19 protein-coding genes are annotated in these 25,312 nt (G+C 58.5%); 9 read left to right on the top strand and 10 right to left on the bottom strand.

Going from position 1 to position 25,312, the window contains the following annotated elements:
* Positions 1–61: 61 nt before the first annotated feature.
* Together lptB and lepB are read right to left on the bottom strand one after the other, a co-directional pair.
* Positions 62–973 carry an LPS export ABC transporter ATP-binding protein gene (gene lptB / locus Enr13x_RS21350; RefSeq protein ID WP_145388930.1) on the bottom strand — a complete coding sequence of 304 codons (912 nt, stop codon included), beginning with the start codon at positions 971–973 and terminating at the stop codon, positions 62–64.
* A gap of 203 nt (positions 974–1,176) precedes the next feature.
* Positions 1,177–3,180, bottom strand: a complete 2,004-nt coding sequence (gene lepB, locus Enr13x_RS21345; RefSeq protein ID WP_145388929.1) for a signal peptidase I — start codon at positions 3,178–3,180, stop codon at positions 1,177–1,179.
* Between the two features lie 317 nt (positions 3,181–3,497).
* Here lepB and Enr13x_RS21340 point away from each other — a divergent pair, with 317 nt between their 5' ends.
* Positions 3,498–5,468, top strand: coding sequence for a tetratricopeptide repeat protein (locus Enr13x_RS21340; RefSeq protein ID WP_145388928.1), 1,971 nt, complete (start codon positions 3,498–3,500; stop codon positions 5,466–5,468).
* A 283-nt stretch (positions 5,469–5,751) separates the two neighbouring features.
* On the opposite strand, the gene Enr13x_RS21335 is transcribed toward Enr13x_RS21340, so the two are convergent.
* Positions 5,752–7,104, bottom strand: a complete 1,353-nt coding sequence (locus tag Enr13x_RS21335; RefSeq protein ID WP_145388927.1) for a rhomboid family intramembrane serine protease — start codon at positions 7,102–7,104, stop codon at positions 5,752–5,754.
* Positions 7,105–7,614: 510 nt separating this feature from the next.
* On the opposite strand from Enr13x_RS21335, the gene Enr13x_RS21330 reads away from it, so the two are divergent.
* Both Enr13x_RS21330 and Enr13x_RS21325 read left to right on the top strand, forming a co-directional pair.
* On the top strand, positions 7,615–8,673 hold the full coding sequence (locus Enr13x_RS21330; RefSeq protein WP_145388926.1) for an SGNH/GDSL hydrolase family protein: 1,059 nt from the start codon (positions 7,615–7,617) through the stop codon (positions 8,671–8,673).
* Positions 8,674–8,679: 6 nt separating this feature from the next.
* Positions 8,680–10,062, top strand: coding sequence for an MBOAT family O-acyltransferase (locus Enr13x_RS21325; RefSeq protein WP_145388925.1), 1,383 nt, complete (start codon positions 8,680–8,682; stop codon positions 10,060–10,062).
* A 16-nt stretch (positions 10,063–10,078) separates the two neighbouring features.
* On the opposite strand, the gene Enr13x_RS21320 is transcribed toward Enr13x_RS21325, so the two are convergent.
* Positions 10,079–10,822, bottom strand: a complete 744-nt coding sequence (locus Enr13x_RS21320) for a hypothetical protein (RefSeq protein WP_145388924.1) — start codon at positions 10,820–10,822, stop codon at positions 10,079–10,081.
* Positions 10,823–10,900: 78 nt separating this feature from the next.
* Positions 10,901–11,605 carry a hypothetical protein gene (locus tag Enr13x_RS21315; RefSeq protein ID WP_231743680.1) on the bottom strand — a complete coding sequence of 235 codons (705 nt, stop codon included), beginning with the start codon at positions 11,603–11,605 and terminating at the stop codon, positions 10,901–10,903.
* Between the two features lie 200 nt (positions 11,606–11,805).
* Here Enr13x_RS21315 and Enr13x_RS21310 point away from each other — a divergent pair, with 200 nt between their 5' ends.
* The 3 genes from Enr13x_RS21310 to Enr13x_RS21300 all read left to right on the top strand — a co-directional run bounded on the left by Enr13x_RS21310 (position 11,806) and on the right by Enr13x_RS21300 (position 17,319).
* Positions 11,806–14,637 (top strand): RecQ family ATP-dependent DNA helicase, encoded by a 2,832-nt coding sequence (locus Enr13x_RS21310; RefSeq protein ID WP_145388923.1) that lies wholly within the window; start codon positions 11,806–11,808, stop codon positions 14,635–14,637.
* Between the two features lie 307 nt (positions 14,638–14,944).
* Positions 14,945–16,963 carry an ATP-dependent zinc metalloprotease FtsH gene (gene ftsH, locus Enr13x_RS21305; RefSeq protein ID WP_145388922.1) on the top strand — a complete coding sequence of 673 codons (2,019 nt, stop codon included), beginning with the start codon at positions 14,945–14,947 and terminating at the stop codon, positions 16,961–16,963.
* Positions 16,960–17,319, top strand: a complete 360-nt coding sequence (locus Enr13x_RS21300; protein WP_145388921.1) for a (2Fe-2S) ferredoxin domain-containing protein — start codon at positions 16,960–16,962, stop codon at positions 17,317–17,319. Before ftsH ends, Enr13x_RS21300 begins: the two co-directional genes overlap by 4 nt.
* Positions 17,320–17,496: 177 nt before the next feature.
* On the opposite strand, the gene Enr13x_RS21295 is transcribed toward Enr13x_RS21300, so the two are convergent.
* From Enr13x_RS21295 to Enr13x_RS21285, 3 genes are read right to left on the bottom strand one after another with little or no spacing between them, the layout of a single operon-like run.
* The gene (locus Enr13x_RS21295) at positions 17,497–17,976 is read right to left on the bottom strand and encodes an ExbD/TolR family protein (protein WP_145388920.1); all 480 of its coding nucleotides are present in this window, start codon (positions 17,974–17,976) and stop codon (positions 17,497–17,499) included.
* A complete protein-coding gene (locus Enr13x_RS21290) occupies positions 17,973–18,410 on the bottom strand; it encodes an ExbD/TolR family protein (protein WP_145388919.1) in 438 nt (145 codons plus the stop codon). Before Enr13x_RS21290 ends, Enr13x_RS21295 begins: the two co-directional genes overlap by 4 nt.
* The gene (locus Enr13x_RS21285) at positions 18,407–19,264 is read right to left on the bottom strand and encodes a MotA/TolQ/ExbB proton channel family protein (RefSeq protein ID WP_390621111.1); all 858 of its coding nucleotides are present in this window, start codon (positions 19,262–19,264) and stop codon (positions 18,407–18,409) included. The genes Enr13x_RS21290 and Enr13x_RS21285 overlap by 4 nt, the downstream gene beginning before the upstream one ends.
* A gap of 1,225 nt (positions 19,265–20,489) precedes the next feature.
* On the opposite strand from Enr13x_RS21285, the gene Enr13x_RS21280 reads away from it, so the two are divergent.
* On the top strand, positions 20,490–20,753 hold the full coding sequence (locus Enr13x_RS21280; protein WP_145388918.1) for a BON domain-containing protein: 264 nt from the start codon (positions 20,490–20,492) through the stop codon (positions 20,751–20,753).
* Between the two features lie 139 nt (positions 20,754–20,892).
* On the top strand, positions 20,893–21,111 hold the full coding sequence (locus Enr13x_RS21275; protein WP_145388917.1) for a hypothetical protein: 219 nt from the start codon (positions 20,893–20,895) through the stop codon (positions 21,109–21,111).
* Positions 21,112–21,148: 37 nt separating this feature from the next.
* Here the strand turns inward: Enr13x_RS21275 and Enr13x_RS21270 are convergent, their stop codons facing one another.
* Positions 21,149–22,756, bottom strand: coding sequence for a sulfatase-like hydrolase/transferase (locus tag Enr13x_RS21270; protein ID WP_145388916.1), 1,608 nt, complete (start codon positions 22,754–22,756; stop codon positions 21,149–21,151).
* A 48-nt stretch (positions 22,757–22,804) separates the two neighbouring features.
* Complete coding sequence (locus tag Enr13x_RS21265) at positions 22,805–23,518, bottom strand: hypothetical protein (protein WP_145388915.1); 714 nt, start codon at positions 23,516–23,518, stop codon at positions 22,805–22,807.
* Between the two features lie 114 nt (positions 23,519–23,632).
* Between Enr13x_RS21265 and Enr13x_RS21260 the strand changes: the two genes are divergently transcribed.
* A complete protein-coding gene (locus Enr13x_RS21260; protein ID WP_145388914.1) occupies positions 23,633–25,072 on the top strand; it encodes a sulfatase-like hydrolase/transferase in 1,440 nt (479 codons plus the stop codon).
* Positions 25,073–25,312 lie beyond the last annotated feature (240 nt).

The raw sequence follows: 25,312 nt of genomic DNA, 5'->3' as shown, positions 1-25,312 counted from the left end.
GATTCTTGGGTGTCGAGACCGCCGAACAGGGAAGGGGGGTTTTAACGAATCGCGGCGTGGCTTAGACGTCCGAAACATTCGTGCGCCGTCGCAGGGCGCGCTTTTGACGGAAGTGCGGTGGCGGTACGAGTGACTTTTCTTGCGCCGACTGGACGTTCGCGGGAGCTGCCGCGATGGCCACGGGGGCCTCTGCGTGGCGCTCATCGATCGCTTCCGCGATCCGCTCGGCCCCATCCATGTCCCCCAAGTACTCTTCGCGGACCTTGGGGTGCCGTTTCACTTCGTCGGGTGTCCCGTCGATCAACACTTGGCCTTGGTAGATCACATAACAGCGGTCGACCGTGCCCAAGATTTCGCGGGCCGCATGATCGGTAATCAAAACGCTGATCCCCGAATCACGCAATTGCTTGATCACGCCCTGGATCGATTGCACGGTGACGGGGTCGATCCCCGCAAACGGCTCGTCCAGCATCACAATTTTCGGATCCGAGACCAGACACCGAGCGATCTCCAGCCGGCGTCGTTCACCGCCGCTCAGCCCCGCAGCTCGACTCTTGCGGATATGCGTGATGTTGAACTCTTCGAGCAACTCTTGCGTGCGGATTTTGCGTTGTTTTCGGTCCATCCCCAACAGTTCCAGCAGTGCCGAGATGTTTTGTTCGACCGTCAGTTTCTTGAACACGCTGGGTTCTTGCGGCAAGTAACCCATGTGTCCGTCTCGGGCACGGCGAAACATCGGCCAATCGGTGACGTCGCGTCCGTCCAAATAGACACGGCCGCGGTCGGGTTGGATCATGCCGCAGATCATCCGAAAACTGGTCGATTTGCCGGCTCCATTGGGCCCCAACAATCCGACGATCTCCGCTTTGCCGACGTACAGGTTGACCCCATCGACGACGCGGCGTCTGCCGTAGGTCTTTTGCAGATCGGTGGCTTCCAGAACCGTCGTGGGCTCGTCGTGATCGATACTCATCGCACTTGAAATCCGTTTCGAGAATGATTGATGACCGGGCCACTTCGGCGGCTAGTGCTTCGTCAACTTTTATTCTTAGGGTACCGCGGAAAAGGGGTCAGGTACCAAAAATGCGAAGCACCCTGCGGGCCATTTGGTTTTTGGTACCTGACCCCTTTTCCGCTCGACAAACGCAGGCTCGAAAATTGAAAGCTGACAAAGCACTAGCGTATGAACCGGAAGCGGTCGAAATTGGGGGTGAAGGGGACGGGTGAGTTCCAGGGGTGTGGCCAAAACACCATCAGCGCCTTGCCGACCAACAGATCGCGTGGGACGTAGGATGCATCGGCGAACGCGTAGGCTTGATCACGGAACCGGTCGGGCAATCGGGCGCCCAGCTTTGTGCCGGCCCAACATCGAGCATCCAGACTTTCGGGGCTGTTGTCGCCCATTGGAAAGAATTGATCTTCTTCCAGGCGAAACGTCACTTTGCGACGTGTTTGCCACGCGGGGAATTGTTCCCAGAGGTCCGGTCGCGCCATCACATCTTGGATGTCGCGAAAGCTGACGTTTTGCTGTGCGAGTTGATACAGCTGGTTCATGTCGTAGTCAAAGATGCCGAACGAGCTGTTGTCGGTCGCGACGTAATACTTGTCGCGATCAATTTTGACCCGGGCGATCGTCGCTGCGCCGCCGCGCACCGCGATGCCGACCGGGGCGGCGTCCATCGGATGCACGGCCGATTTGTACCGCGGATACGCTTCGCCGTCGCCGCGAAACGCTCGGGCATCAAACGTCGTCGGACCGTCAAATTCAACCAGGGCGTCGTCCACCCACAGCAACAACTGGTCGTCACAATTGCTGAATCGGACCGAGAACGTATCGCCGGCCCGAGCCCCGCTGGCACCTTCAACCGAAGACGTTGTTTTGCCGTCCGCCGTAGAAAACTCCAACGGTTGGTCTCCGTCCAGGATGGCAAGTTTGGCGTTGCCGTTGGTCAAATCGATGCGGCATTGGTATTGAACCCCGGCCTCGATCAATTCCAGCGTCAATTCCTTGCATTCGCTCGACGCGGTCACATCGGATTCGACGATCAGGTCGCCGACCCAGTGCAAACCATCATCGGCGAAACCGCGCTCGCCGAATCGAGCATCGCCACGGAACTGAGCCAATGAACCACCCGACTGGTAATCGGGATTCCATGGCGGCTTCCCGGCCCAACGAGCGTTGGAGGGTGTTGTTTCGTAGACATCGCGACTGGGGACGGTGATGTAACAGTCATAGGCGTAGAAGTCGGTGATCAGTCGACTGCTGTAGGGGGCAACCGTATTGAGCGGTCCGCCTTTGGCAGCGATGTTCCACTCGTTGTCGGTCGGCCAGCGATGGAAGTAGCGCAACCAATGGGTCTCGGTCTCGTTCATGGGTTCGACCGTGGCGACCAAGCCGGCTTGGCTGCGTTCGATTTCCCAAGAGTCCTCCGGCGGGGCCGCGGTGTTTTCACGCCAGGGTTGGATTCGGCTTGGGTAACCCGATTTGATCAGCAAATCGGATTGCTGGTCGGTGTCATAGACGTGGTGCCGCATCGCCAACAGTTTGTCGGCCGGTTTACGGAGGATGACATCCGAGGTCGGTTGATCGGTCGGTGCCGCGTAAACATCGCCATGAAAGACGCTGATCGTTTCGTTGGGCAGCCCGACCAGACGTTTGATGTAATTCTGCTTCGGATTCCCAGGGAACTTAAACACGATCACGTCCCAACGTTCGGGCTCGCTGAGCGTGTAGGCAAACTTGCTGACCAGGATACGATCGCCATTGAAGGTGGTGGCGTTGCTGTTTTCGGCCAGATCCAGGTTGTTGACGTAGCGGCAATTGGGACAAATACCGCCGACCACCGTGTCGTCCTGGTACGGCCCACGACGCTCCTTGCTGGCACCGATTTGGAAACGATGATCACACTGCTGGCAATCGATATCCTTGTGAGCCCCCATCAGCGTCGGCGCCATCGAACCGGTCGGAATCACAAACGCTTCGGCGACAAAAGCGCGAAACAGCAGCGCCAGAACGAACGCGACCACAAACGCTTCGACGGTTTCCCGTTGGGCGGAGGTGCGAATCGAATCGCCGAACCGTTGCTCCGGCGTGCGATCATCGGTCGCCGACTCGGCACGCGAGGGTGTTTTTTTAGCGGCTTTGCCGGTGTCGTTCGAATTCTTCGATTTTCGCGTCATTCGTCGCTACGGATCAACTTGAAAGGGGGGGGAGATCTGGCGAAAGGCCAGTTCATGCGGGGATAATAGCTGGTTGATCGCTCGCTGGGAACTTCGATTGCGGCGGGCGATTCTTGGCCGTCGACACCGTGCGGCCGCCCAGAATTCTGCATCCGGCACCCAGGCGATCGAGAAAAACATGCGAGCACACGGCATTCCGGCGTGGATTTTAGGACACCGGGGCAACCAGCCGGGCATTCCAGCTGCACAATTTTGGCGGAATCGATAGAATACAACCGGTCAATCAAACTGAATTTCCTCGTCGGCCCGTCGGAAAGATGCTCCAACCTTTGCAACACGATTCCCGCCGAGTCTGGACCTGGTTCGCCACCCTTTTGATCTGTGGGGGGCTTTGCCTGGGCACCAGCGGCGTCGTTTCGGCGGCTGACGGTGACGGAGCGGCCGATGACAAGGCGAAAACGACCGACCAGCTGATCAAGGAGCTGATTGAAAAACTCGGCAGCGACAGCTACGCCACCCGAATCCGGGCCCGGAATCAGCTGAAAATGTACGGGCTGGAAGCGTTTGATGCCCTTCGCGAGGCCCAGAATCATGACGACAGCGAGATTTTGTCGGCCGCCCGCTATCTGATCAGCAGTCTGCAAGTCAGTTGGTCCAAGGACTCGGATCCGAAAGAAGTCCAAGAGATCCTCAGTGAATACGGCGCCCAAAGCGAAACCGACCGACTCGGGCGGATTGAGTTGCTCGGCCGTTTACGGGACCAATTGGGGGTCGAAGCGTTGGCGAGACTGGCGCGATTTGATCCCAGCGTACCGCTCAGCCGTCGCGCGGCGATGCTGGTCCTGAAACAGCCGCTCGGGCGCGAGAAGGTCGGCCGACGTCGGTTGGCCGAGCGGATTGAAGCGGTGATCGGAGAAAACGATCGTGATTCGTCCCAGTGGTTGCTGGCCTACGCAAAGGATCTGCAGGCGGGAAGTTATTCACCCGAGCGATGGGAGGAACTCGTCCGGCAGCAGCGGAGGCAGGTCGATGCGGGGGTCAGTCCCGACGTCACGTCCGCATCGGTGATGCAGATGATCCGCGTCTTGGCAACGAGGGCGCTGGCCGAAGACGCGCGCCAGGCGGCATTGTCGCTGGTGATGGAGCACATCGATCTGATCGCGCCGGCGACACGTGATCTGTCCGAGCACGCCGGGTGGTCGATTCGTCAGGGGTTATTCCCGATCGTGGTGGCACTCTATGAACGGCACCAACACACCTTTGGCGAAAACGCCGAACTGCTCTATTCGGCCGCACAAGCCTATGACGAAATCGGCCAAAGCGAGCTGGCCCAAGAACTCGCCTCGGACGCGTTGCAGATCAACCCGTTACCCGAAATCGTCGCGAATGATGCCACCGAACCCGGTGAAGAGGAAAAACCGAAAGCGGTCGAAAACGCGATCACCGACCACCAGCTGCAAGAAATCGCGTACGCCCACTATCAAGCCGCGCTATTGCTGCGTTCGCGCGGACGTTTCGAGTGGGCCGAACGGGAGAACCGGGAAATCATCAAGCATTGCGATATCGAATCGATCGTCGGCGTCAGCGCGCGTCAGGAATTGGCCCGCATGTTCAGCGAACAATTGCGGCACGAAGACGCCGCAACGGTGTTGTTCCCGATCGCCGACCGGGCAAAAAAAGATCGCCTTTACCAGTCGCGCATGTCGCGTTGGCAGATCAGTTTGAGCCGGATCCGAAGTCTTTACGAGTACGAAAGTGGACTCGCGTTGCTGGAGAAACACGGCGACGATCAAGAGACGTTGAACGAAGTCAAAAGCAAGCTTCTACTCGCCTATCGATTTGACAACGACAACATCGACATCCTGATTCGGATGTATCGCTTGGATGATCCCGACGACTCCGATTGGAAGCCGTCGGTGATCAAACAGATCGTCCAGAATCGGGACGCGCTCCAGCAGCGAATCTCACGGATCGAGTCCCGCAAGAAGATCATCAAGCCGGAAGACTACAAGGCGGAACTGGGCGAAGCGTACAACCAATACGCCTGGTTGGTCGCCAACACCGAAGGCGACTATGAACGCGCGTTGAAATGCAGTCTGGACTCGTTGGAATTTCTCGATTCGGAAGACTTGATGTACCGCGCCGCGCGTCTGGATACCTGTGCCCGTTGCTATTTCGCGCTCGGCCGGATCGAAGAAGCGGTCATCACGCAGGAACAAGCGATCAAGCTCGACCCGTTCTCACCACCGATGCTTCGTCAGCTGGAACAATTCAAAGCGGCGTTGTAGGTCACGCCGTGCGTGACGAAGTATTAGCGGCAGGGCGCAGCCGGCTGTCGGTTTAGTGAGTGAGCCGCGACGCGTAAGCGGCCGGGCATCCAGGCGCCCGCCCGAGGCCTTACGGCCAGCGGCTCACCATTGCCTCGACCAATTCCACTCAATCGACAGCCCGCAAGCCCTGCCGGCTTGCGCATCTTTGCCAACACACCGGAGGGCTCGCGCCCTGCCGCTAACAAATCGTTCACGGCGTAAGGCGGAGCCTGGGACGGTGGCAAGCAGGATGCTTACCCCACTACCCGCCGCGGGCCAGGCTGAGTAGTTCGTCGCGTTTGCGCAATCGTTCTTTCTTTTCTGCGTCGATCAATTGGTCTTCCGGTGCCACGATCTTTTCCAGCGTCGCGATGGCGTGGTCGCGGCGCTGCAGCACTCGCAATTGAATCTGTGCCAGCCGCAGGCAAGCGTCGTCGGCCAGCAAACCTTGTTTTTCCACCACGATGGCGAGCGGGCGAATTGCGTTGACCCACTGTTTTTGCGTGCAAAGATCCGATGCGTATCGCATCAACGTCGTCTCGCCTAAACCCGCGCCGACTTTAAGCGTGTCCAGCCGCAAGAACGCCTGCTGCGCCGCCGGCAAATTGTTCGTTTGCAGACTCTGACGGAGCACGTAGGCCAGGCGATTGAATTCGGGGTGGGCCTGACACTTCTCGGCCACGCGTTCCGGCGACACTTCGGATGTCTGCCGCTTCTTTTTGCGCGTCTTCCTTTTCGCCGCAGCGGCCGGTGCGACGGGGGAGCGTGATGGCGTTTTGGGTTTCCGCTTGGTCGATGCCAGGCCGATCCATTGACTTTTCGAAACATCGCCGCCGGTCACCTGCAACGCCTTCTCGACCGGGTTTTCAATTTCGTCATGCTTGTCGCGATCGCGTTTTCGTTGCTTTTCGCCGTACAGCAAAGGGTATTGCTGCAACCAATCGTTGCGAGAAATGGCGTCCCAGCCTTCGCAATCCACTTCGTCGGTTCTCAGAAAGTAGATTCCGATCGGAAACCCCATCAAGGCACCGATCACGTGGCCCATGGCGCCCGACATCGCAAACCCGCTGAACACGACGGAGAGGACATCCAGGCCGATAAAAAACACGCAGATCGTCACGATGCGTGGTTCGGCCGTCCCAACGAAAGGAAAGAAGAAGTAAAAGATACTGATCTCGTTCTCCGGCGCCCAAATCAGTGCGATCACCATCAAGGTCGAGATCGCCCCCGACGCACCACCGGCCGCTTCTTCGCTGCCCATCAAGAACATCGGTATCTGCACCACTGCACCGATCAACGCACAGGACAGCAGATAGATGGCCAAGAACCGACGATTTCCGACTTTGCCTTCGACCACCAGACCGAAGCAGAACAAGAAGAACATGTTGCCCATCAGATGGAACGGGTCAAAGTGCATGAAGCTGCCCGTCAGCCACTGGAGCGGATTGATTTGGTTGAATTGAATCAACAACCAATCAATCTGCTCCGGTTCCCAGGTGCCGATAAAGACCTGGAAGGTGGTTGCAAAGAACACGGCGATGTTCGCGACGATCAAACTGCCCGTGACCCAAGGCAGGTGATAGAGAGGCGCGTCGGTGCTGTAAGGGATGATCATCCAAAAGGACTCACGTAGACAAGCAAATCATCGTTTGTGCCCCAAATCATACACCAATCGGACCGCTCGCTGACGCGTCCCGCTGGCATTGGCTCTGAACGTGTTAGCGGAACGGCGCGAGCGGGCTGTCGATTTAGTCGGGTTCTGCTGAGTTAATGGTGAGCCGCTGGCCGTAAGGCCTCGGGCAACGTCACAGTGCCCGGCCGCTTGCGCGTCGCGGCTCACAAAACCGACAGCCCGCGAGCCGTCCGGTTTCACCGTGCAAGACCGGAGGGCTCGCGCCCTACCGCTGCAAAAAACACCCCGCTTGGTGCAAAGTATGCGGCATTGGCCGTCAGCCAGTGGCGTGTGGGTGGGACCTGTGGCGTTGATCCGATCTGAGTATCCTATAGCTGCACGTGTCGCCTGACTTCTCTCACACGTTTCCTCCACCATGCTTCGCATCGCGCCGCCCGACAGCCCCTCTGGGGCTGGGATGATTTCTCCGATTCCTTCTGCCGTGGGCAAGTGATGCTGCGTCGATGGTTCGTCGGGATGCTGCTGGGAACCGCTTTGGTGGCCGTCACTTCACCCTGGTTCGTGCGCAGCTACGTGCCACGCATCGACGACCCGACGCGTGGAGTCGCGGTGCTGCAACCGGGATCGAATTACCGTTGGCGTAGTGAAGGGTATGCGACAACGCAGATCGGACCGTTGGGGATGCCGGGAAAAGTGGCGTTGGATCGCGATGATCGCGGCGGACTGCGTCTGGCGCTCTGGGGAGACTCCCAGGCCGAAGGGGTTTGTGTCGATGATCGAGACAAGATCGCGGCCCAGGTCGCACGATTGTCTTCCGATCCGATCCACGTCTATCCGTTCGCGCGCAGCGGCGACGACTGCAACGACTGGATTGCACAGATCGCAACGTTGAGTGACAACGATGCGGTCGGAATTGACGCGCATGTCTTCCTGGTTGCCGAGTGGTCCGACTGGACGGTGGAGATCGGTGGCGTGGACGATGGGTTGAATCCATCGCGATCCAAAATCAGCGAGATGTTTCCCGCCTTCCTGATTCAAGCGGCGCGCAACCTCGTCACGACCGGCGACGGAACGACGCGTCGTCGGCTGAGGTTTCGCCCCGGTCCGCTCCACGGGCCACGCGGCCCCACCGCGTCCGGCCAGTCCCAGTCGTCCCGTGCGAGGGTATCCAATGCAACGTTGGCAGATCGATTCTCCCGTCAGTTGGAACGGCTGCATCAACAATGCGACGCGCCGTGCATCTTTGTCTACGCGCCGTTGATTCCCGCGATCATCGATGGTGAAACCAAGTTCGATGACCCGAATCAGGAGTTGTTTGAACGATTCCGCCGCCAGTGTGCGGATCATGGTTTTGACGTTCTCGACGCGCGAGACGCGATGAACGCGGCGGCCCACGCGGGCGATTGGCCACGAGGATTTCACAACGGCCAATTCGGGGTGGGGCATTACAACGCGACTGGGAACCGAATCATTGCGGAACAGTTGTTGAAGATTCCCGGTAGGCTGGCGCCGGGCGGTCGGCCTGTCCCCAACGATTCGGCGAAGGACTGATCCACGATGCAGTTCACGCAGATCGAGTTTCTGATCTTTTTGGGATTGATCCTGTTGGCCGTGTGGCGGTGTCGCACGCGGGTGCCGCGCAATCTGATTCTGCTTGCGGCAAGCTACTACTTTTATTCGTACTGGGACTACCGTTTTTGTGGGCTGTTGTTGTTGTCAACGGCAGTCGACTTCTTTGTGGCTCGGCGGATTTCCAACGCGGTCGCGTCTCGGGGCAAGCGAGCGTGGTTGTGCGTCAGTCTTGGCGTCAACCTGGGCGTGCTGGGCTTCTTCAAGTACTTCAATTTCTTTATCGAATCCGCGACACCGTTGATCGAATCGGCCGGTCTGAACGCGGGCACGTTGAACATCATCTTGCCGGTCGGCATTTCGTTTTACACCTTCCAGACGCTCAGCTACACGATCGACGTTTATCGTGGAAAGATCCGCCCGACCGATTCGCTGCTCGATTTTGCGTTGTATGTCGCGTTCTTTCCCCAGTTGGTCGCCGGACCGATCGTGCGCGCCAGTGAATTGTTGCCCCAGCTATCGCGGCGTCCGAACTGGTCGTCGCGGCGTTTTTATGGCGGATTTCAATTGGCGCTTTGTGGGTTGGTCAAGAAAGTGCTTTTGGCGGACCGCTTGGGCGAAGTCGTCGATGTCGTGTTCGCGGCCCCGCAGCTCTACGGCGGACTGACCGTCTGGCTGGCGGTGATCGGATACGCGGGACAGATCTACTATGATTTTTCCGGCTACACCGATATCGCGATTGGTGTGGCGAAGATGCTGGGCTATCGATTTCCTAAGAACTTTCGACACCCCTACTTGGCGACCAGCGTCGCCGATTTTTGGCACCGCTGGCACATGACGCTTTCACGTTGGCTGCGTGACTACCTGTACATTCCGCTGGGAGGCAGTCGTTGTGGCGGGTTTCGTACGAACGTCAATTTGATCATCACGATGGTGCTGGGCGGGCTGTGGCACGGGGCGGCATGGACGTTTGTGCTGTGGGGGCTGTGGCATGGCACGGCGCTGGTTTGCGAACGCGAGCTGCGCCGGCGTTATGAGTTGCGCAAGGCCGTGTGGCTGGGACGGCTGTCGACGTTCTTGGTCGTCGTTTTCGGCTGGGTGCTGTTTCGCAGCACCTCGCTGGACCAATTTGCGTCCATCACGCGGCAAATGCTATTTCAGTCACCGGGGATGGATTGGTATCCGCCGTTGGCGATCGCGGCGATCGGGATCATGGTGCTCGAACACGCCGCCTGGACCACTCGAATGAGAATCGCGATGCGTTTGCGGGCCGAACGCTGGTACACACCGATCGTGACGACCGTGATGATCTGGTGCTTGGTCCTGTACGCGCCGCGGGGCTTTACCCCGTTCGTGTACTTTCAATTTTGAACAACGCGGAACGGCATCAGTGCAGCGAGATCGCTTCTTGCAGCGGTCGTAAGACGGCGGCAACGAGATACTCGTCGACCAGATCGCGACAGAGCGACGACAGCCGCATGAATTCGTTGTCGAACGATTCATCCGGGCCCAGGCTGTCGTAGCGGCGGACCGTCAGGTAAACGCTCAATTGATCTTCGCTGTATTCCCCGGTCCGCACCTGATAGGCCGTGGTGCGGGATTCGAAGCTGATGCGGCACTGGGTCCGGCATTCTTCATCGAGTGCGAATTGCAGCGAGGGCTCATTGGAGAGCACTTTGCCGTAGGGCAGTGTGGTAAACCGTTCCAGAGCCGGCGCGATTCCGATCGCCTGGTTCAAAATCTCGTTGTGGTTCCCGCGATAGTTGAAATCGAATCCCAACATCACGCTGAGCGCTTCGCAATCCAGCGGCGTGATGGAAAGCTCATAGGGAACCAGTTCCAGAACGCTGCGGTGCTGGTCGATCGCGGCCTCCAACGATTCGGGGTTGACCGAACCGCTGTTGAGCCGCCGGGGCTCGATCGAAACCCAGCGGTAGGAACCCTTTTCCTTTTCTTCTTCGAGCACAAATTCTGACTTCTCGCGGGAATAGAAGTTCAGCATCTGGGGGTAACGGCGTCTGACCTGTTCGAAATAGTGTAGCACGGACTCGCGATTTTGCGGCAGATCCATTTCGGTTGCCAAGTTCATGTTGAGATAAAAATCATCGCTGAACATTCCGTAATCGCTCATCCGCTGCAGATTCCTTGTTTTGGTGTGAAGTCCAACTGAGCCGTTGGAGAGAAGAGATTGAATCGGCGTCTGCCGTGGCTAGTTTGCGAAGACGACAACATCATCGAAGGCGTTTAAGTCGTCAAACGACCCGAGGCCGATTCGTCCGTGGGTGAACGTTTTGTCAAACACCTCCATCTGCGGTTGAGTCATGTCGTCAAAAAAAATGGCGATTCTGCCCGATTCGACGTCTCGCACCAGTTTGACCTGGTGCCATTGGTCGTCCCAGGGCGTTTCGCGGGTGTTGTCGGTCAGTGCCCGACGGGGGGCTTCGTTGACGATCATGATTTGACCGCTGTGCGGGTCGGGCCGGGCCCCCAGGTGCACGTAATAAAAGTGCTGGTCGTCGCGATAATTGAAAAACACACAGCAATCGCGATGATTTCCGGTGTCTTTGGTGCTTTTGACCCGAAAGTGGATTTCGAAGCTGCCCAGTTCCAGGTCCTTGATCAGTGCGACATGCAGGGGGCTGCGCACGGGCGGCTTGTATTCGCTGCTGCGGTCGGTGATTTCGATCGTTTTGGAGCCGTCGCGGGTGCTGTGTTTCCAGGTCTTCGGGTCGAGCATTTCCCAGCGGCTGGTCCCAGACTCGAAATCATCGGTAAAAACCGGTTCGTTGGCGATTCCGCGTCCCTGGCCCCAGACGGTGCCGGCCAGGATCAGCACGACGAGCCGGAAAAGCAGGGGGGTGACCGTTGAGAAGCGGAAAGACAGCGGTCGGGCACAGTGCATGGCATGCGTCATGGCGAAGTGCAGGCTCGGTTGAATCAGGTCACGGCGGCAGAAACGATCGAGTATAGACGAGGTTGCCCCAGACTGCCATCGGCTGTTGTCATCGCGGGCCGGTCGCGGCGGGCGGGTCGCGGCGGGCGGGTCGCGGATCGCCAATGGATGGGAAATCCGTATACTTTTGACCGCACACGCCTTCTCAAACGGACTGATTCATGAATGCCACTGCCACCGACTACGATTCGTTGCTCTCGCGGTTCGGCCTGAGCGAATTTCGCCCCGGCCAGCGTGACGTGATCGAAGCCGTCGCCAGCGGTGAAGACGTCATGTGCGTGATGCCGACCGGCGGTGGGAAAAGCCTCTGTTACCAGCTGCCCAGCCTGGCCCGTCCCGGCACGACGATTGTCGTTTCGCCCCTGATCGCGTTGATGAAGGACCAAGTCGACACGCTGCGGCAATTGGGAATCGCCGCCCGACTGATCAATTCCACGCTCAGCGCCCGCGAACAAGAAGACGTGATGGAATCGATGGCCCGGGGCGAACTGGAAATGGTCTATGTCGCACCGGAACGGCTGCGCAACGGTCGATTTCTGGAAACCTTGCAACGCTGCCAAGTCACGTTGCTTGCGGTGGACGAAGCCCACTGCGTCAGCGAATGGGGGCACGACTTTCGCCCCGATTACTCGCGATTGGGCCAAGTCCGCTCGCAGTACCTGGGTGGTCTACAAACGATCGCGCTGACCGCTACCGCGACACCGATGGTGCGTGACGACGTTTGTGCGCTGTTGGATCTGCAATCCCCCAAAGTTTTTGTGACGGGGTTTGCCCGCACGAATCTGCATTTCGGGGTTTCTCAGAGCAAGACGGATCTGGAAAAAGAAGACCAGCTGACCGAATTCGTCAAGAGTCAGGACGGCGCGGGAATCATCTATGCCGCGACACGAAAGTCGTGCGAAGCGATCGGCGAATGGTTGCCCGAAAAGACACGCCGCCCGATCGGTGTCTATCACGGTGGCATGGAGTCAGAGAAACGCCGCATCGTGCAGGAAAAGTTCATGTCCGGCGAGTTGGCGGGGATCGTTGCCACCAACGCGTTTGGCATGGGGATCGACAAGTCCGACATCCGATTCGTCGCCCACTACAACATGCCGGGAACGTTGGAGGCCTATTATCAGGAAGCCGGCCGCGCAGGACGCGACGGACTGGAGAGCGATTGCCGACTGTTTTTCTCGTACCATGATCGCTACATCCAAGAGTTCTTCATCGAGAACCGTTACCCCTCCAAAGCGATCGTCAACAAGGTCTATCAGTATTTGCTCTCGCGTCCGGAAGACCCGATCGAGCTGACGCTCGATCAAGTCCGCGATGCGATCGATGCGGACAGTTCCGAAGCGATCGGGACCGCCCAGACGCTGCTCGCCAAAGCCGGCGTGCTGCGGCGGCTCGACAGCAGCCAAAACCAGTTGCTCGTTCGGATCGACAGCGACGCCCCGACCCTGCTGGATTTCTTGCCGAAAGAAGCGAAACTCCGCCGCCGCGTGATGACCGCGATCGAGAAAGTTGTCGGTCGACGCCGGAATGATGACGTCTACGTGCGGCCCAACCGTTTGATGGAATTGGCCGATGTCGATCGCGAGCAATTGATGCGGACCTTGCGTGAGCTGAGTCGGTTGAACGCGTTCGACTACTGTCCCCCGTTCCGCGGACGCGCCGTCCATTTTGTCCAGCGCGACGTCCCCTTCGAGAACCTGGAGATCGATTTCGAAGAACTTGCGCGGCGAAAAGCGAACGAATACGAAAAATTAGAAGCCGTCATCGGTTTCGCCCGAACCGGCGGATGCCGCCAACGCGTGATCCTGGACTATTTCGGCGACCCGGAAAGCAAGAATTGTGGAAAGTGTGATCGCTGTGACATCGACAACGCAAGCAATGCGAGCAGCGCGGTCACGGACGGCCTGACCGAATCCGATGCCAACGCGTTGCTGTGTGGTTTACGCGTCATCCTTAGCGGCGTCACCCGCATGCACGGTCGATTCGGCAAGAATCTGGTCGCCCAGATGTTGTGCGGGTCCCAGAACAAACGCATCACCCAGTGGAAGCTGCAACGATTGAGCACCTACGGGATGTTGTCCTCGATGAAACAGGCACAATTGAGCAAGGTCATCGATGCGATGATCGAGCATGGGATGATCGAGCAACGTGAAGTCGATCAACGTCGCCCGACGGTCGAAATCAGCGACTTCGGCAAGTCGGTGATGCACCTGAAATCTCCGCTCCCGGCATCGTTCACGTTGTCCAAGGGGCTCGCCCGAGGGCTGGCCGCGGCGGCGCGGCACATCGAATCGACCGACGTGGCCAAAGCCGATCCGGATTCGCAATCGTCGCCGGCGCAGGACGACGTTGCCTTGAGCGAAACCCAGCCGCAACCGCAGTCCGGCATCCCCATCACCCTCGATGATTTGACCAGCCCCGAAAAGAAGCTGGCCGATGAGATCGGCGAGGCGCTCAAACGTTGGCGGCGCCGAGCGTCCGCGGCGCTGGGAATTCCCGCCTATCGAGTCCTGACCAATTCGACGATCGACCGGCTGGCGGACATTCGTCCGCAAAGCAGCAGCGAACTGGAAGTCGTCTCGGGGATCGGGCCGGCCACCATGGAGCAGCATGGCTACGACATTCTGGAGATCATCCGCGGTTGCCTGAGCGAGACAGAGGATCAGGGAACCGCGACCGCGGGGAGTGACGTTGCGGTACCGCCGGGGGGGCCGTTAGACTTAGGGACGGCCGAACCGACTGCGGAGGAGTCGCCGGCGCTGCGGGAATCCGATTCCGATAACAATCATCCCGCCCAGCCAGCCCCTGATCCGCCAGACGGGACGGACGAGTCGGTCGGTGAACGCGACGCGTACTGGACCTGGCGGCTGTTCAGCGACGGATTCACGATGGAGGAAGTTTGCCAGATTCGCAAGCTGAATCGTCGCCAGATTGCCTGTCATCTCCAAGCTGCCGCGGCGCGGGGTCGGAGCGTGTCGCCAAGTTGGCAGTCCTGAGCCCCCACATTCCATTTTCGCGCAAATTGGTACAATCGAACCCCATCCGGCTAGCCCCTTGCGGATTGTAGCCCGCCGGGATGACTCCCCGAGCCGAGTTTTGGGGAATGCTTTGACACCGATTTATGATACCAGCGCATAGTTTTCGTGTTGGTTTCGGCGTGTGGCATCGGTTTTGCTCACCACTGCTGCAGTCGGGCAACCTGTCACGGGGCGTTTGCCAATCGGACTTGGCAATCACCCTCGCCCCTTCCTCTCAAATATCACCGCCTCGCCAAGGCGAGCAACTTTCGATCGAAATACCACTATGGAAAATCGTCGCGAAGAGACAGACGTGAACGCACCTCCCCCGCGTCGCAATAACGGATTGCTGATCGCGGTGGTGCTGGCGATCGGATTCGCCATCCTTTTTTGGCGAACGGAAGACCCGGGATCCAAGATCACCGCCAGCTTTTTCAATGAGCAGTTGGCCAAGAAAAACATTGAAAAGGTCAGCATCGGCGAGCAAACCGTCGTCGGGACGTTCAAGAACGAACCCCAAGCGCCTCCGGTGATCAAGGACGGCATCGAAACGGTTGAAAAGGACGACAATGGAAAGCCGGTCACGCTGAAGAAAAAGTTCTACTTCAACATCTCGCTCGATCCGCAATCGTCGTCGCGAATCGAAAGCGCGTTGATCGAGGCCGATATTCCGTACGATTTCCAGGCGCCGGACAACACGCGTGAACTGGTCAATCTGCTGATCTTCATCGGGCTGCCGCTGGCGGTGTTCCTGTTCGTTTTCATGATGATTCGTCGCACACGCAACGACATCATGGGCGGCGGATTTTTGTCCGGGTTTGGAAAGAGCCCGGCGAAACGATTCGAAGCCAACGAGAAAACCGTGACGTTTGACGACGTCGCCGGCTTGCAAGGCGTCAAGGCGGACCTGCAAGAGATCGTCGATTATCTGAAAACGCCCGACAAGTTTCAAAAGCTCGGCGGACGGGTTCCCAAGGGCGTGTTGCTGAACGGACCGCCGGGAACCGGAAAGACCCTGCTGGCTCGCGCGGTGGCCGGAGAAGCGGAGGTGCCGTTTTACTCGGTCAACGGTAGCGAATTCATCCAAATGTTCGTCGGCGTCGGGGCCAGTCGCGTCCGCGACTTGTTCCAAACCGCCAAACAAAACAGCCCCGCGATCATCTTCATCGACGAAATCGATGCCGTCGGACGCCAGCGTGGTGCGGGACTGGGCGGGGGACACGATGAACGGGAACAAACGCTGAACCAGATTCTCGGTGAGATGGACGGGTTCACGCCCAGCCAAGCCGTCATCGTCGTCGCGGCCACCAACCGCCCCGATGTGTTGGACCCCGCCCTGTTGCGTCCCGGTCGCTTCGACCGGCACGTCGCGGTTAATCGCCCGACGATGAAAGGCCGCGAAGAGATCTTCAAGGTCCACGTCCGCGATGTTCCGTTGGCCGATGATGTCAAACTGGATCGACTGGCCGCGGGAACCATCGGATTAACCGGAGCCGACATCCAAAACATGGTCAACGAAGCGGCGTTGTGGGCCGCCCGCCATGACAAGAAAGAAGTCGACATGAACGATTTCGATTACGCCCGCGACAAGATCCTGATGGGGGCCAAACGCGAAGAAGTGCTGCGTGGGATCGAGAAAGAAAAAACCGCCTATCACGAAGCCGGTCACACGTTGACCGCCTGGCATCTGGACGGTGCACACACCGTGCACAAGGTCACCATCGTTCCACGCGGACGCGCCTTGGGCGTGACGCAGTACGTGCCCAACGAAGATCGTTTGAACGTCAGCAAGAAGGAGTTGGAACACCAACTGATTGTGCTGTTGGGTGGGCGTGCGGCAGAAAAGATCGTCTATGACGAACCCACCGTCGGGGCGGAAAACGATCTCGAACGCGCCACCAGCCTCGCACGCCGAATGGTCACGCATTGGGGGATGAGCCCAAAGCTTGGACCGGTTTGCTACAAGACCAGCGACGAAGATCCGTTCTTGGGACGCGAGATGCATCAGTCGCGACAATTCAGCGAACACACGCAAGAGTTGATCGACGAAGAAGTTTCCCGAATCTTGATGGAAGCCGACCAACGCGCCGAGCAGTTGCTGCGTGAGCACCGCGAAGATCTGGAAAAGATCACCCGCGCTTTGATGGAAGAAGAGGAACTCGACGAGCAACAGATCACGGACCTGATCGGCGAATCGATTCAACAGAAGATGAAATCCGAAGAAGAAACGATCCCCGGGACCGTGTCCTCACCGGAAGTCAACGATCCGGGCGTTTCGAATCCCGTGGTCAACCGTGACGAATGAATCTGAACTCAGCCCGTAAGAAAGCAACCAAGCTTCGACTGCATCAGGTCGAGTACACGCTGGTGGTTTGCATGGACCGCAAGACCGCCAAGTGCTGTAGTGGCAAAGCGATGGAAGAAACGTGGCGGCACATCAAGCACTGCTGCAAACAACATCGCAAAGCCGGGCGATCGGTCGTGTTGCGGATCAAGGCGGGCTGTATCGGTGTCTGCAAGGGAGGTCCGATTGTCGGCGTGTTGCCCGATGGAATCTGGTACGGAGACTGCACGCCGCAGGTCATCGACCGAATCTTTGACGAACACCTCGGCCAAGGATCCGTCGTTGAATCCCACGTGATCGCCAGCCCGTCGTCGTAGGGCATGCCGGGGCTCGTAGGGCATGCTGTGCATGCCGGGATGTCGCTTTCGCATCCCGAACGGGATCGCAGCAAGGGCGCGTAGGGCATGCTGTGCATGCCGGTAGGTCACGCACAGCGTGACCTACCAAGAGCCGCCAATTGCCGCTCGCCCGGCGTGACGGATCATGGCTCGCACTCAGCGTCGCGGTTTGGCGAACTTGATTTTTTCGATCAACTTGACGACTTGATCGGTGTCGTCTCGATAGCCACTGACGGACGTGATGGCCTGGATCACGTAGGCGTAGCGGAGGTTGTAATCGGTATCGATTTCGATCTCGGGACCGTCGTCGTCTTCGGCCGGTTCGTCGGTCCCGACCAAGCCGATCACGTTGGCGCGCAGCTTGGTGAAGTCGGTGCCGAGGTTGATTTCGTTGAGCGACATCGACGTCAATTTCCCGTCGTTGTCGGCCCGCAGACGCAGTTTCAGTGGCAGATCGGTGACGTCGGTGGTGGGGTTGCCGTCGCCGGCCAACGGCATCCGGACGGTGAAGTCGCCTTCCATTTCGACGATTTTGAACGTCATCACAAAAAACACGAGCAGCAGGAAAACGATGTCGATCATGCTGGTCATGTTCAACTCGTTCTTTTCGTGCTCGACCTCATGCCGCATTCTCATGATCGATCCTCCTTGGCACGCAGCGCGAATTGCTCAAGCTGTTGATCTTGAGCGACGCGGATGATCTCTTGAACCTGGCCGGCCGCGACGTCTTGGTGACCTCGAATGATCACGTTGGCGTCCTTGGGCGACTTCTTTTCGGCTTTCAACACCGCCAGTTCGCGGCGGAGTCCGGTGCTGAGCGTTTCGGTGGTGTAGCTGTCACCGCCGAGAATGATCTCGCCGTCCTTCGCGACGTGCAAGATGATCGGAAACTCCAGCGGCTTTTCCGGCGGCTTGACCAATTGGCTGCTCGGCAACACGACCCGTTCGTTTGACTCGGTTTGCGAAAAGTTGATCAGCACCATGAAGAACGCGATCAACTGAAACGTCATGTCAATCATCGGAGTCAAATCGCCTTCGGCCAAGTTCGGCTTCTTTGACTTGACCTTCACTGGGCGCCGCCTCCCGGTTGAATGTCTTCAAAACGGCTCATCAAGTTTTCGCTCTGCACCCCGACTTCCAACAGCAATCGCGAGACTCGGTTCCGCAAGATGTTGTAGGCGGCGATCGCGGGGATCGCGACGGCCAGTCCGACCAGCGTGGTGAACAACGCGGTCGAGATCCCTTCGGCCAGCTGGGCCGGTTTGGGGGTTTGTGGGCTGGTGGCGATCACGCGGAACGATGCGATCATCCCTTGAACCGTGCCGAACAAACCGATCATCGGGCTCAGGTTTCCGATCAGTGCCATGTAGCTCAAGCGGTGCTCGAGCTTCATGCTCTCTTCCTCGCCGACTTCCTGCATCCCTTCGATCGCTTTGTTGTAGCCGCGCGAGATTTTGGCCAGTCCGGCAGAGAGGACTTGGCCAAGCACCGATTCGTCGGTGCGGGCCATGTCGTAGGCTTCCTGGAACTGCTTGGCGTTGAGTTTCTCTTCAAAGCTTTCGATCAGCTCGTTCGGGCACAACGTCTCACGGCGCGCGGCCAGCATGTTCATCACAAACAGCGAAACCAGCGTGACCGACAGCAGCAGGAAGATGATCAGATACGTGTAGCCGAGCGAATCGAGCACCCAGCTCAACAGCGAATCCGATGGGGGCGGCGATGCGTCCCCGCCTCCGGCCGCGGCTCCACCCCCGGCAGGGGCGCCTCCGCCGCCATCCGCCGGACCGGCCGCGGCGTTATCGACCGGCGGTGCGGCCTCTTCGCCGGGGCCCGCGATGTCGGCGAATTCATCCATCGCTTCGTCTTGAGCCACCGCCATTCCAACCGGCCCCGACACGCAAAACAGCACCGCGACGATCAACATCGCGGCTTTGACAACAACACCGGATCGACTGGGGAGCCCAAATACCTGGAGCGGGCCATACACGTTGGTCATCAACGACATTCTCCGAAAGAAAAGCTGGATTCTTGATGGGATAGTGGTGGGCAAACGAGGCATCGGGGCACACACAGAAAAGGCTCGACGGCGCCACGACACGTCCTTAGAACAGAATAGTCTATCAGACGTGCTCAATCACCGGTCAACATCCCGCCGGAAACCGCGGTTTCGCGTTCGCAGCAGCCGCGCTAGTCGGCAAGTCTCGCAAAACCCCGCCGCCGCGGCCCGAACCCGACCATCGAGTTGCGACAAACCACCAGGACCATAGGGACCTGTTGTTTTTCAGTTGTCACAGTCCTCCGGTCTCCCGCACCGGCCTTCGGCCGCGTCAGTTATCTTACTGACGCATTTCTCGTTTCACCGCGGCAGCGGTTTCACGCCAGCGGCGTGCCACATCAAAGCTTGGGGTCGCGCTAGCGCACCCCAAGTTTCGGCCACCATTAGGCTGCCAACCCCAGCGGGGTTGAACAAGGCGTTTTGCCGGATTCGCGCAGTTCGGCCCCCGGACCACATCGCGTCGTTTGTTGAACCCCGCTGGGGTTCCAGTTCCCATTTCGACAAAACCCGGGGTGCGCTCCGCGACCCCGGGCTGTGTTGTGGCACCGCTCTGCGGTGTGGCGTTTAGCTAGAAACGCAAACGCTCTGTAATACGATTGCCGGCCTTCAGCCGCGTCACCGGACTGCTTGCGGGCTGTCGTATTAGTCGGGATCTGCTGAGTCAATGGTGAGCCGCTGGCCGTAAGGCCTCGGGCAGCGGCGCAGTGCCCGGCCGCTTACGCGTCGCGGCTCACAAAATCGACGGCCCGCTTGCGCCGTTCCGCTACCATCACTCTCGCTTGTCAATGAAATCCGCCGGTAGTGAATGCCTCTTCAGTTGACGCCGACGGGGCATCCCCTAGAATCGGTCCGATCGCGGTTGGCGACCAACCGTGGTTCTCTCATCAAAGAAAGATTCTTGCGCCTGATGATCCGGGCACCGTGGGACATCGTAGTCCCTGGAGAGTTCATCAACCGGCCGTCGCGGAACGGGCAGCCGTTTCGATCAACAAGCTTACCGTCTTTGTCGCCGATCTGACTTTGCTGTCGGTTTGGCGTCGCTGCGGTAACGACTCATTCACGCAAGGAGACGATGATGATATGCGCGCCACCCATGAAGGAGCAGAAACCATTGGTGCTAGACAGTGAGTTCAAACAAACGCAACAGGAAGACGTTGAGCAGATTCTGTTGCGAGCGCTCGGCGACAGCGGCCATACCCAACTCGCCAACGTCGTCTGCGATTACAGCGACGGGCGGATCGTGCTTTCAGGACGGGTGACATCGTATTACCTGAAACAACTGGCACAGGAAATTGTGCGAAAGGTCGAGGCGACGGCGGCGGTCGAAAACCGCTTGCGAGTGGTCGTCCCCAAATGATCGCCCCCTCAACGTCCGTCATCGGACGCGTTTCGTCTTTTGTCCCCTGTCTGCGGTGTCAAATGTCTGCGGTGTCATACGCTTCGGAAGTCTCCGCGGCGTGTCGTGTGGCGAACGTTTCAACCAACGGAGTGATAGCATGCCCCAACTGAAATTCAGTAAGACCTGTCCGATCTGTGGACGCAAGAGTTTGATCCCCGTTTACTGCCTCGGCAAAAAAGTCACCTGCGGACATTGCCACGGGGATTTTCGCGCCACCGACACCACGGGGAGCAGCGAACAGGGGTCAGAGTTGATGGATCGAGCGGAAGCACTGCTCGCCACCAACGGCATTCGACGTCACAACCCCGCCTTCTGAATGAGGTTGATGGCGACTTCCGCGATGACCAAAATCCTTACTGTGGCAGTTCGGGCCTCGACCAACGGCCGTCATCGTTTCGATCGAGTGCTCTGAATCGCTTGGTCAGGACCGCTTTGGTAGGGCCCGAGCGGCCGGCCAGATACTCCTGCAACGTCACATGACCGTCGTGATCGATGTCGCGTTTTTCGAACAGCGTTTTGAGTCGCGCGTTCTCCGGACCGGGACGTTGACGTTTTGGTTCCACGTCCTTTGGCTCGGGCGCGCTGTCGCGTCTTCCATCCAGATACCAATCAAAATAGTTCTCGGCTGCTCGACTCATTCCTTCCGATTTCAACGCCCAAATTCCCGGTGGAGAGAGTTCGTCGGTCCACTGCAGTAACTGGTCATGCAGTTGTTTGGCGATTTCTGGGTGCTGTGACAGCAGGTTGTGTTTCTCCTCCGCATCTTTGTCCAGGTCAAACAGATACTCGCGATCATCACTGCGCAAATACTTCCACGCTCCGGTGCGAATCGCGGATTGCCCCAGCCACCTCCAGTACAACGTCTGATGCGGTGCGCCGGGTTTTTCACCTGTCAAATAAGGAACAAGATTGACACCATCGAGCGTCGGATCGTCCGGTAAACCGGCCAGCGCGTTGGCGGTTGCGGCGACGTCCAAGGTGATGACGGGTTGAGAATAGATTTGTCCGGCGGGAATGTTTCCTTTCCAGCTGACGACAAACGGGACTCGGATGCCGCCTTCGGTCAGCATGCCTTTTTCGCCATTCATCGGATCGTTGAGTGATCCGTCCCAACCGGGGCCGCCGCCGGGTGCATCCAGTTTGTGAATCTTCAGCGGCGCACCGTTGTCGCTGATGACGAAGACCAACGTGTTCTCTTCGATTCCCAGTTCACGAAGCGTTGCGACGATCCGCCCGACGCCGTCGTCAACGGCTGAGATCATGGCCAACGCCTGCCGCCTCCGCTCGGGCATCGCGCCCGGGAAACGATCCAAGTACTTCTTGGGGGCGTCCAACGGGACATGCGGCGCCCGATACGCGGCGTAGAAGAAAAAGGGTTGCTCACGGTAACGCTGGATGAACGTGCAGGCAAAGTCCGAGACCAGGTCCAGGTGGTAGCCGCCGCCGGTTTGTCGGGCGGTGGTAAAGTCCTTGCCGTCCAGATCCATGTTCCACGTCCCGGGGCCGTTGCTGTTCTTGAAAAAGGCATGATCGAAGCCGTGCTCGGTGATTCGATCCCCGGCGCCGAGGTGCCATTTTCCCGCCATGCCGGTGGCGTAGCCTGCCCTCTTCAAGCGTTCACCGATCGTCGTCACCTGGTCAAATTTCGCCATCACGGAAGCGTCTTTGGCCTGGGGATTGGATTCCAGCCCGAATCGATTCTGGTACCGTCCGCTGATCAACCCACCGCGTGAAGGCACGCATTGCGGCGCCGTGGTGTAACCATCGGTCATTCGGACACCGGCGTCGGCCAACGCGTCGATGTGGGGTGTCCTGACATCGTCGTACACGCCCTGACAACTGAGGTCGGAATACCCATGGTCATCGGTATAAACGACGATGATGTTGGGTGGACGGTCGACCGCGGCGACGGTCGCGGACATCCCCAACAACAAGACGATGGACGAGATGAGTTGTTTCATTGGTGTCAGTATATCTTGAGTTCTCTAACCGGGACAAAAGGTCGTCATCTAGGACTTCGTCTCTTCATCCTTCGCAAGGATGCAAAACACGCATCCGACCATCGCGGTCTTGGGGAGCGTCCATTTGAGAATCGATCCGTAGACCGGATGCCAGAAGCTTGCGCCGGTTCCATCGTCGCGTTCGAACGAGTTGGACGGTATGCCGTGGCGTTCCTTGGCGATCGTTTCCATACGAAAACCGTCACGCCAGCGACGAGGGGCCAACGGGGACAAGATGCCGGCGGTACAGACAACGATCAGCATCAACGACAGAAAGAATCCGGCGATCAGCCCCAACAACCCGCCGATGCCGCCGGCGCGCAGCGCCCGGGTCGACTTTGCTTTCAAGTCGACTTCGCGGTGACGTGATGGAGTACCAGGTTGCTCAGGCGAGTCCGGCGGATTTGGCGCGTCGTCGGCATCTTCGATTGGAACGCCGAACGGCTTTCGAAGCGTGGTGACCATTCGAAACAATCCGACCAGCAAGCCGACGGTCCATCCCACCGCGGGCATGAATTGCGGGATTTGCTTCGTCGGCAACGACGTGAACGCTCCGACCAGCCATGCGAGCGTGCCGAGTTGTGAAAACACGATCACGCCCAGAATGCACCACATCGACGTCTCCAGCAGCGCTCGCCCAGATCGCCAGACCACTTCGATCAGGAAGCTGATCGTGTCGTGGCCTTGCGGGGCGCGGTCGTGAACCGATCGGGGAGTTTTCATGGACGAGGAAGACTTTTCGGAGTCCGCTGGCGTGACGCAGCAGCGGGTGCAGGCTAAGTTGGTGTGTCTTGCACGCTGTTACAACCCACGCTTGATTTGATTTGAAGACCTGTCATGAAACACATCCTCAACGCTTTCGGCGCTCTCTGCTTGGTTGGGTTTTTCAACGCTGTTGCGGCTGACAACGTGTCGACGCGGCAAATCGGTGAAAAGCCGAACGTGATCGTGATCATGGCCGACGACGTCAGCTGGGAAGCGTTTAGTTGCTATGGGGCCGAAGACTATTCTACACCGCACATCGATGCCCTGGCCGCCGATGGCGTTCGTTTTAATCATTGTTACTCGACGCCGATTTGCACGCCCAGTCGCGTCAAGCTAATGACGGGCAAGTACAACTTTCGCAACTACACGCACTTCGGCTATCTGAACCCCAAGGAAAAGACGTTGGGGCATCTGATGAAGTCCGCTGGCTACAAGACTGCGATCGCCGGCAAATGGCAACTCAACGGGTTGTACAACAAACTTCCCGGCTTTGATGAACCGACCCGGCCCCAACAAGCGGGTTTTGACGAGTCGTATCTGTGGCAGGTCACGACGGGCAAGCAAATCAAAGAGGGCGGAGGCGAACGCTTTTGGAGCCCTCCGCTGGAGCGTAACGGGCAGATGCAGTCTGTCGACGAGAATCTGGAACAGTACGGACCGGACCTGCTGTGCGATTTCATCTGCGACTTCATGCTGAAAAACCAGCGGGATCCCTTCTTCGTTTACTACCCGATGATGCTGGTGCATGATCCGTTCGTCAAAACGCCGGACACGATCGGCGATGCCCCGCGAACCCAAGCCGCCAACAAAGCGCCCAAAAACAAAGCGGAGCGGAAAGAGAATTTTGTCGCCATGGTTCAGTACATGGACAAAATCGTCGGCCGAATCGTCGATCAGGTGCGTGAACTCAACCAGCTTGAAAACACGATCATCATTTTCACCGCGGACAACGGAACCAACACGTCGATCAGTTCTCGGTGGAACGGCCAGATCATCAAGGGGGGCAAAGGCGGGATGACCGACATGGGGACCCATGTTCCGATGGTCGCCTCGTGGAAGGGAGCGACGCCGCCGGGATTGGTGCTGGATGATTTGATCGAGTTCACCGACTTGTATCCGACGCTGGCCGCCGCAGCCGGAATCACGCTCGGCCCCGAGGATCCGATCGATGGACGCAGCTTTTTACCGCAGCTTCGGGGCGAGCGGGGCAATCCGCGACAGTGGGTGCTGTGTCACTATCAACCCTATTGGAATAAGACACCGGGGCAATTCGTTCGCACTCAAGATTTCAAACTGTACCGTGACGGGCGGTTTTACAACGTCCCGGTCGATTTGAAAGAAACGAATGACCTTGGTCAAAGCAACTTGGTCCCACGCGTCGATCAAGTGCGGCAGCAGTTAGTTGGCGTGATCGAACAATGCCCACCTGCGCCGGTCGGCCGGGGCAGTCGAGAGACCGAATCACGGCCGATCTATCCGGATTGGAAAAATCTGGTCGACCCCAACGACTGATCCGAATTTGATGCAACAACCTTGATGCTCTGCGTGATAGCAAGTAAGCACTGCGCGATAGGGCGCGCCGTGGGTGCGACTTTCGCACAGCTGATGAAGCGGTTTGGAAAAGCGATCGGTTTGCCACCGCAATTCTGGTCCGTCTGTGGAACGGCTCTCGCGACAAAGCTATGCTGGCGGCATGGGGAATGCACGCTCCCAGCGATTAGCGGTCCCGACGGTCAAACGATCCACACGATC

The organism is Stieleria neptunia, assembly GCF_007754155.1.
Lineage (GTDB): Bacteria > Planctomycetota > Planctomycetia > Pirellulales > Pirellulaceae > Stieleria > Stieleria neptunia.
Note: the sequence above shows the minus strand (reverse complement) of the source record. Positions and strands in the feature narration are given on the sequence as shown.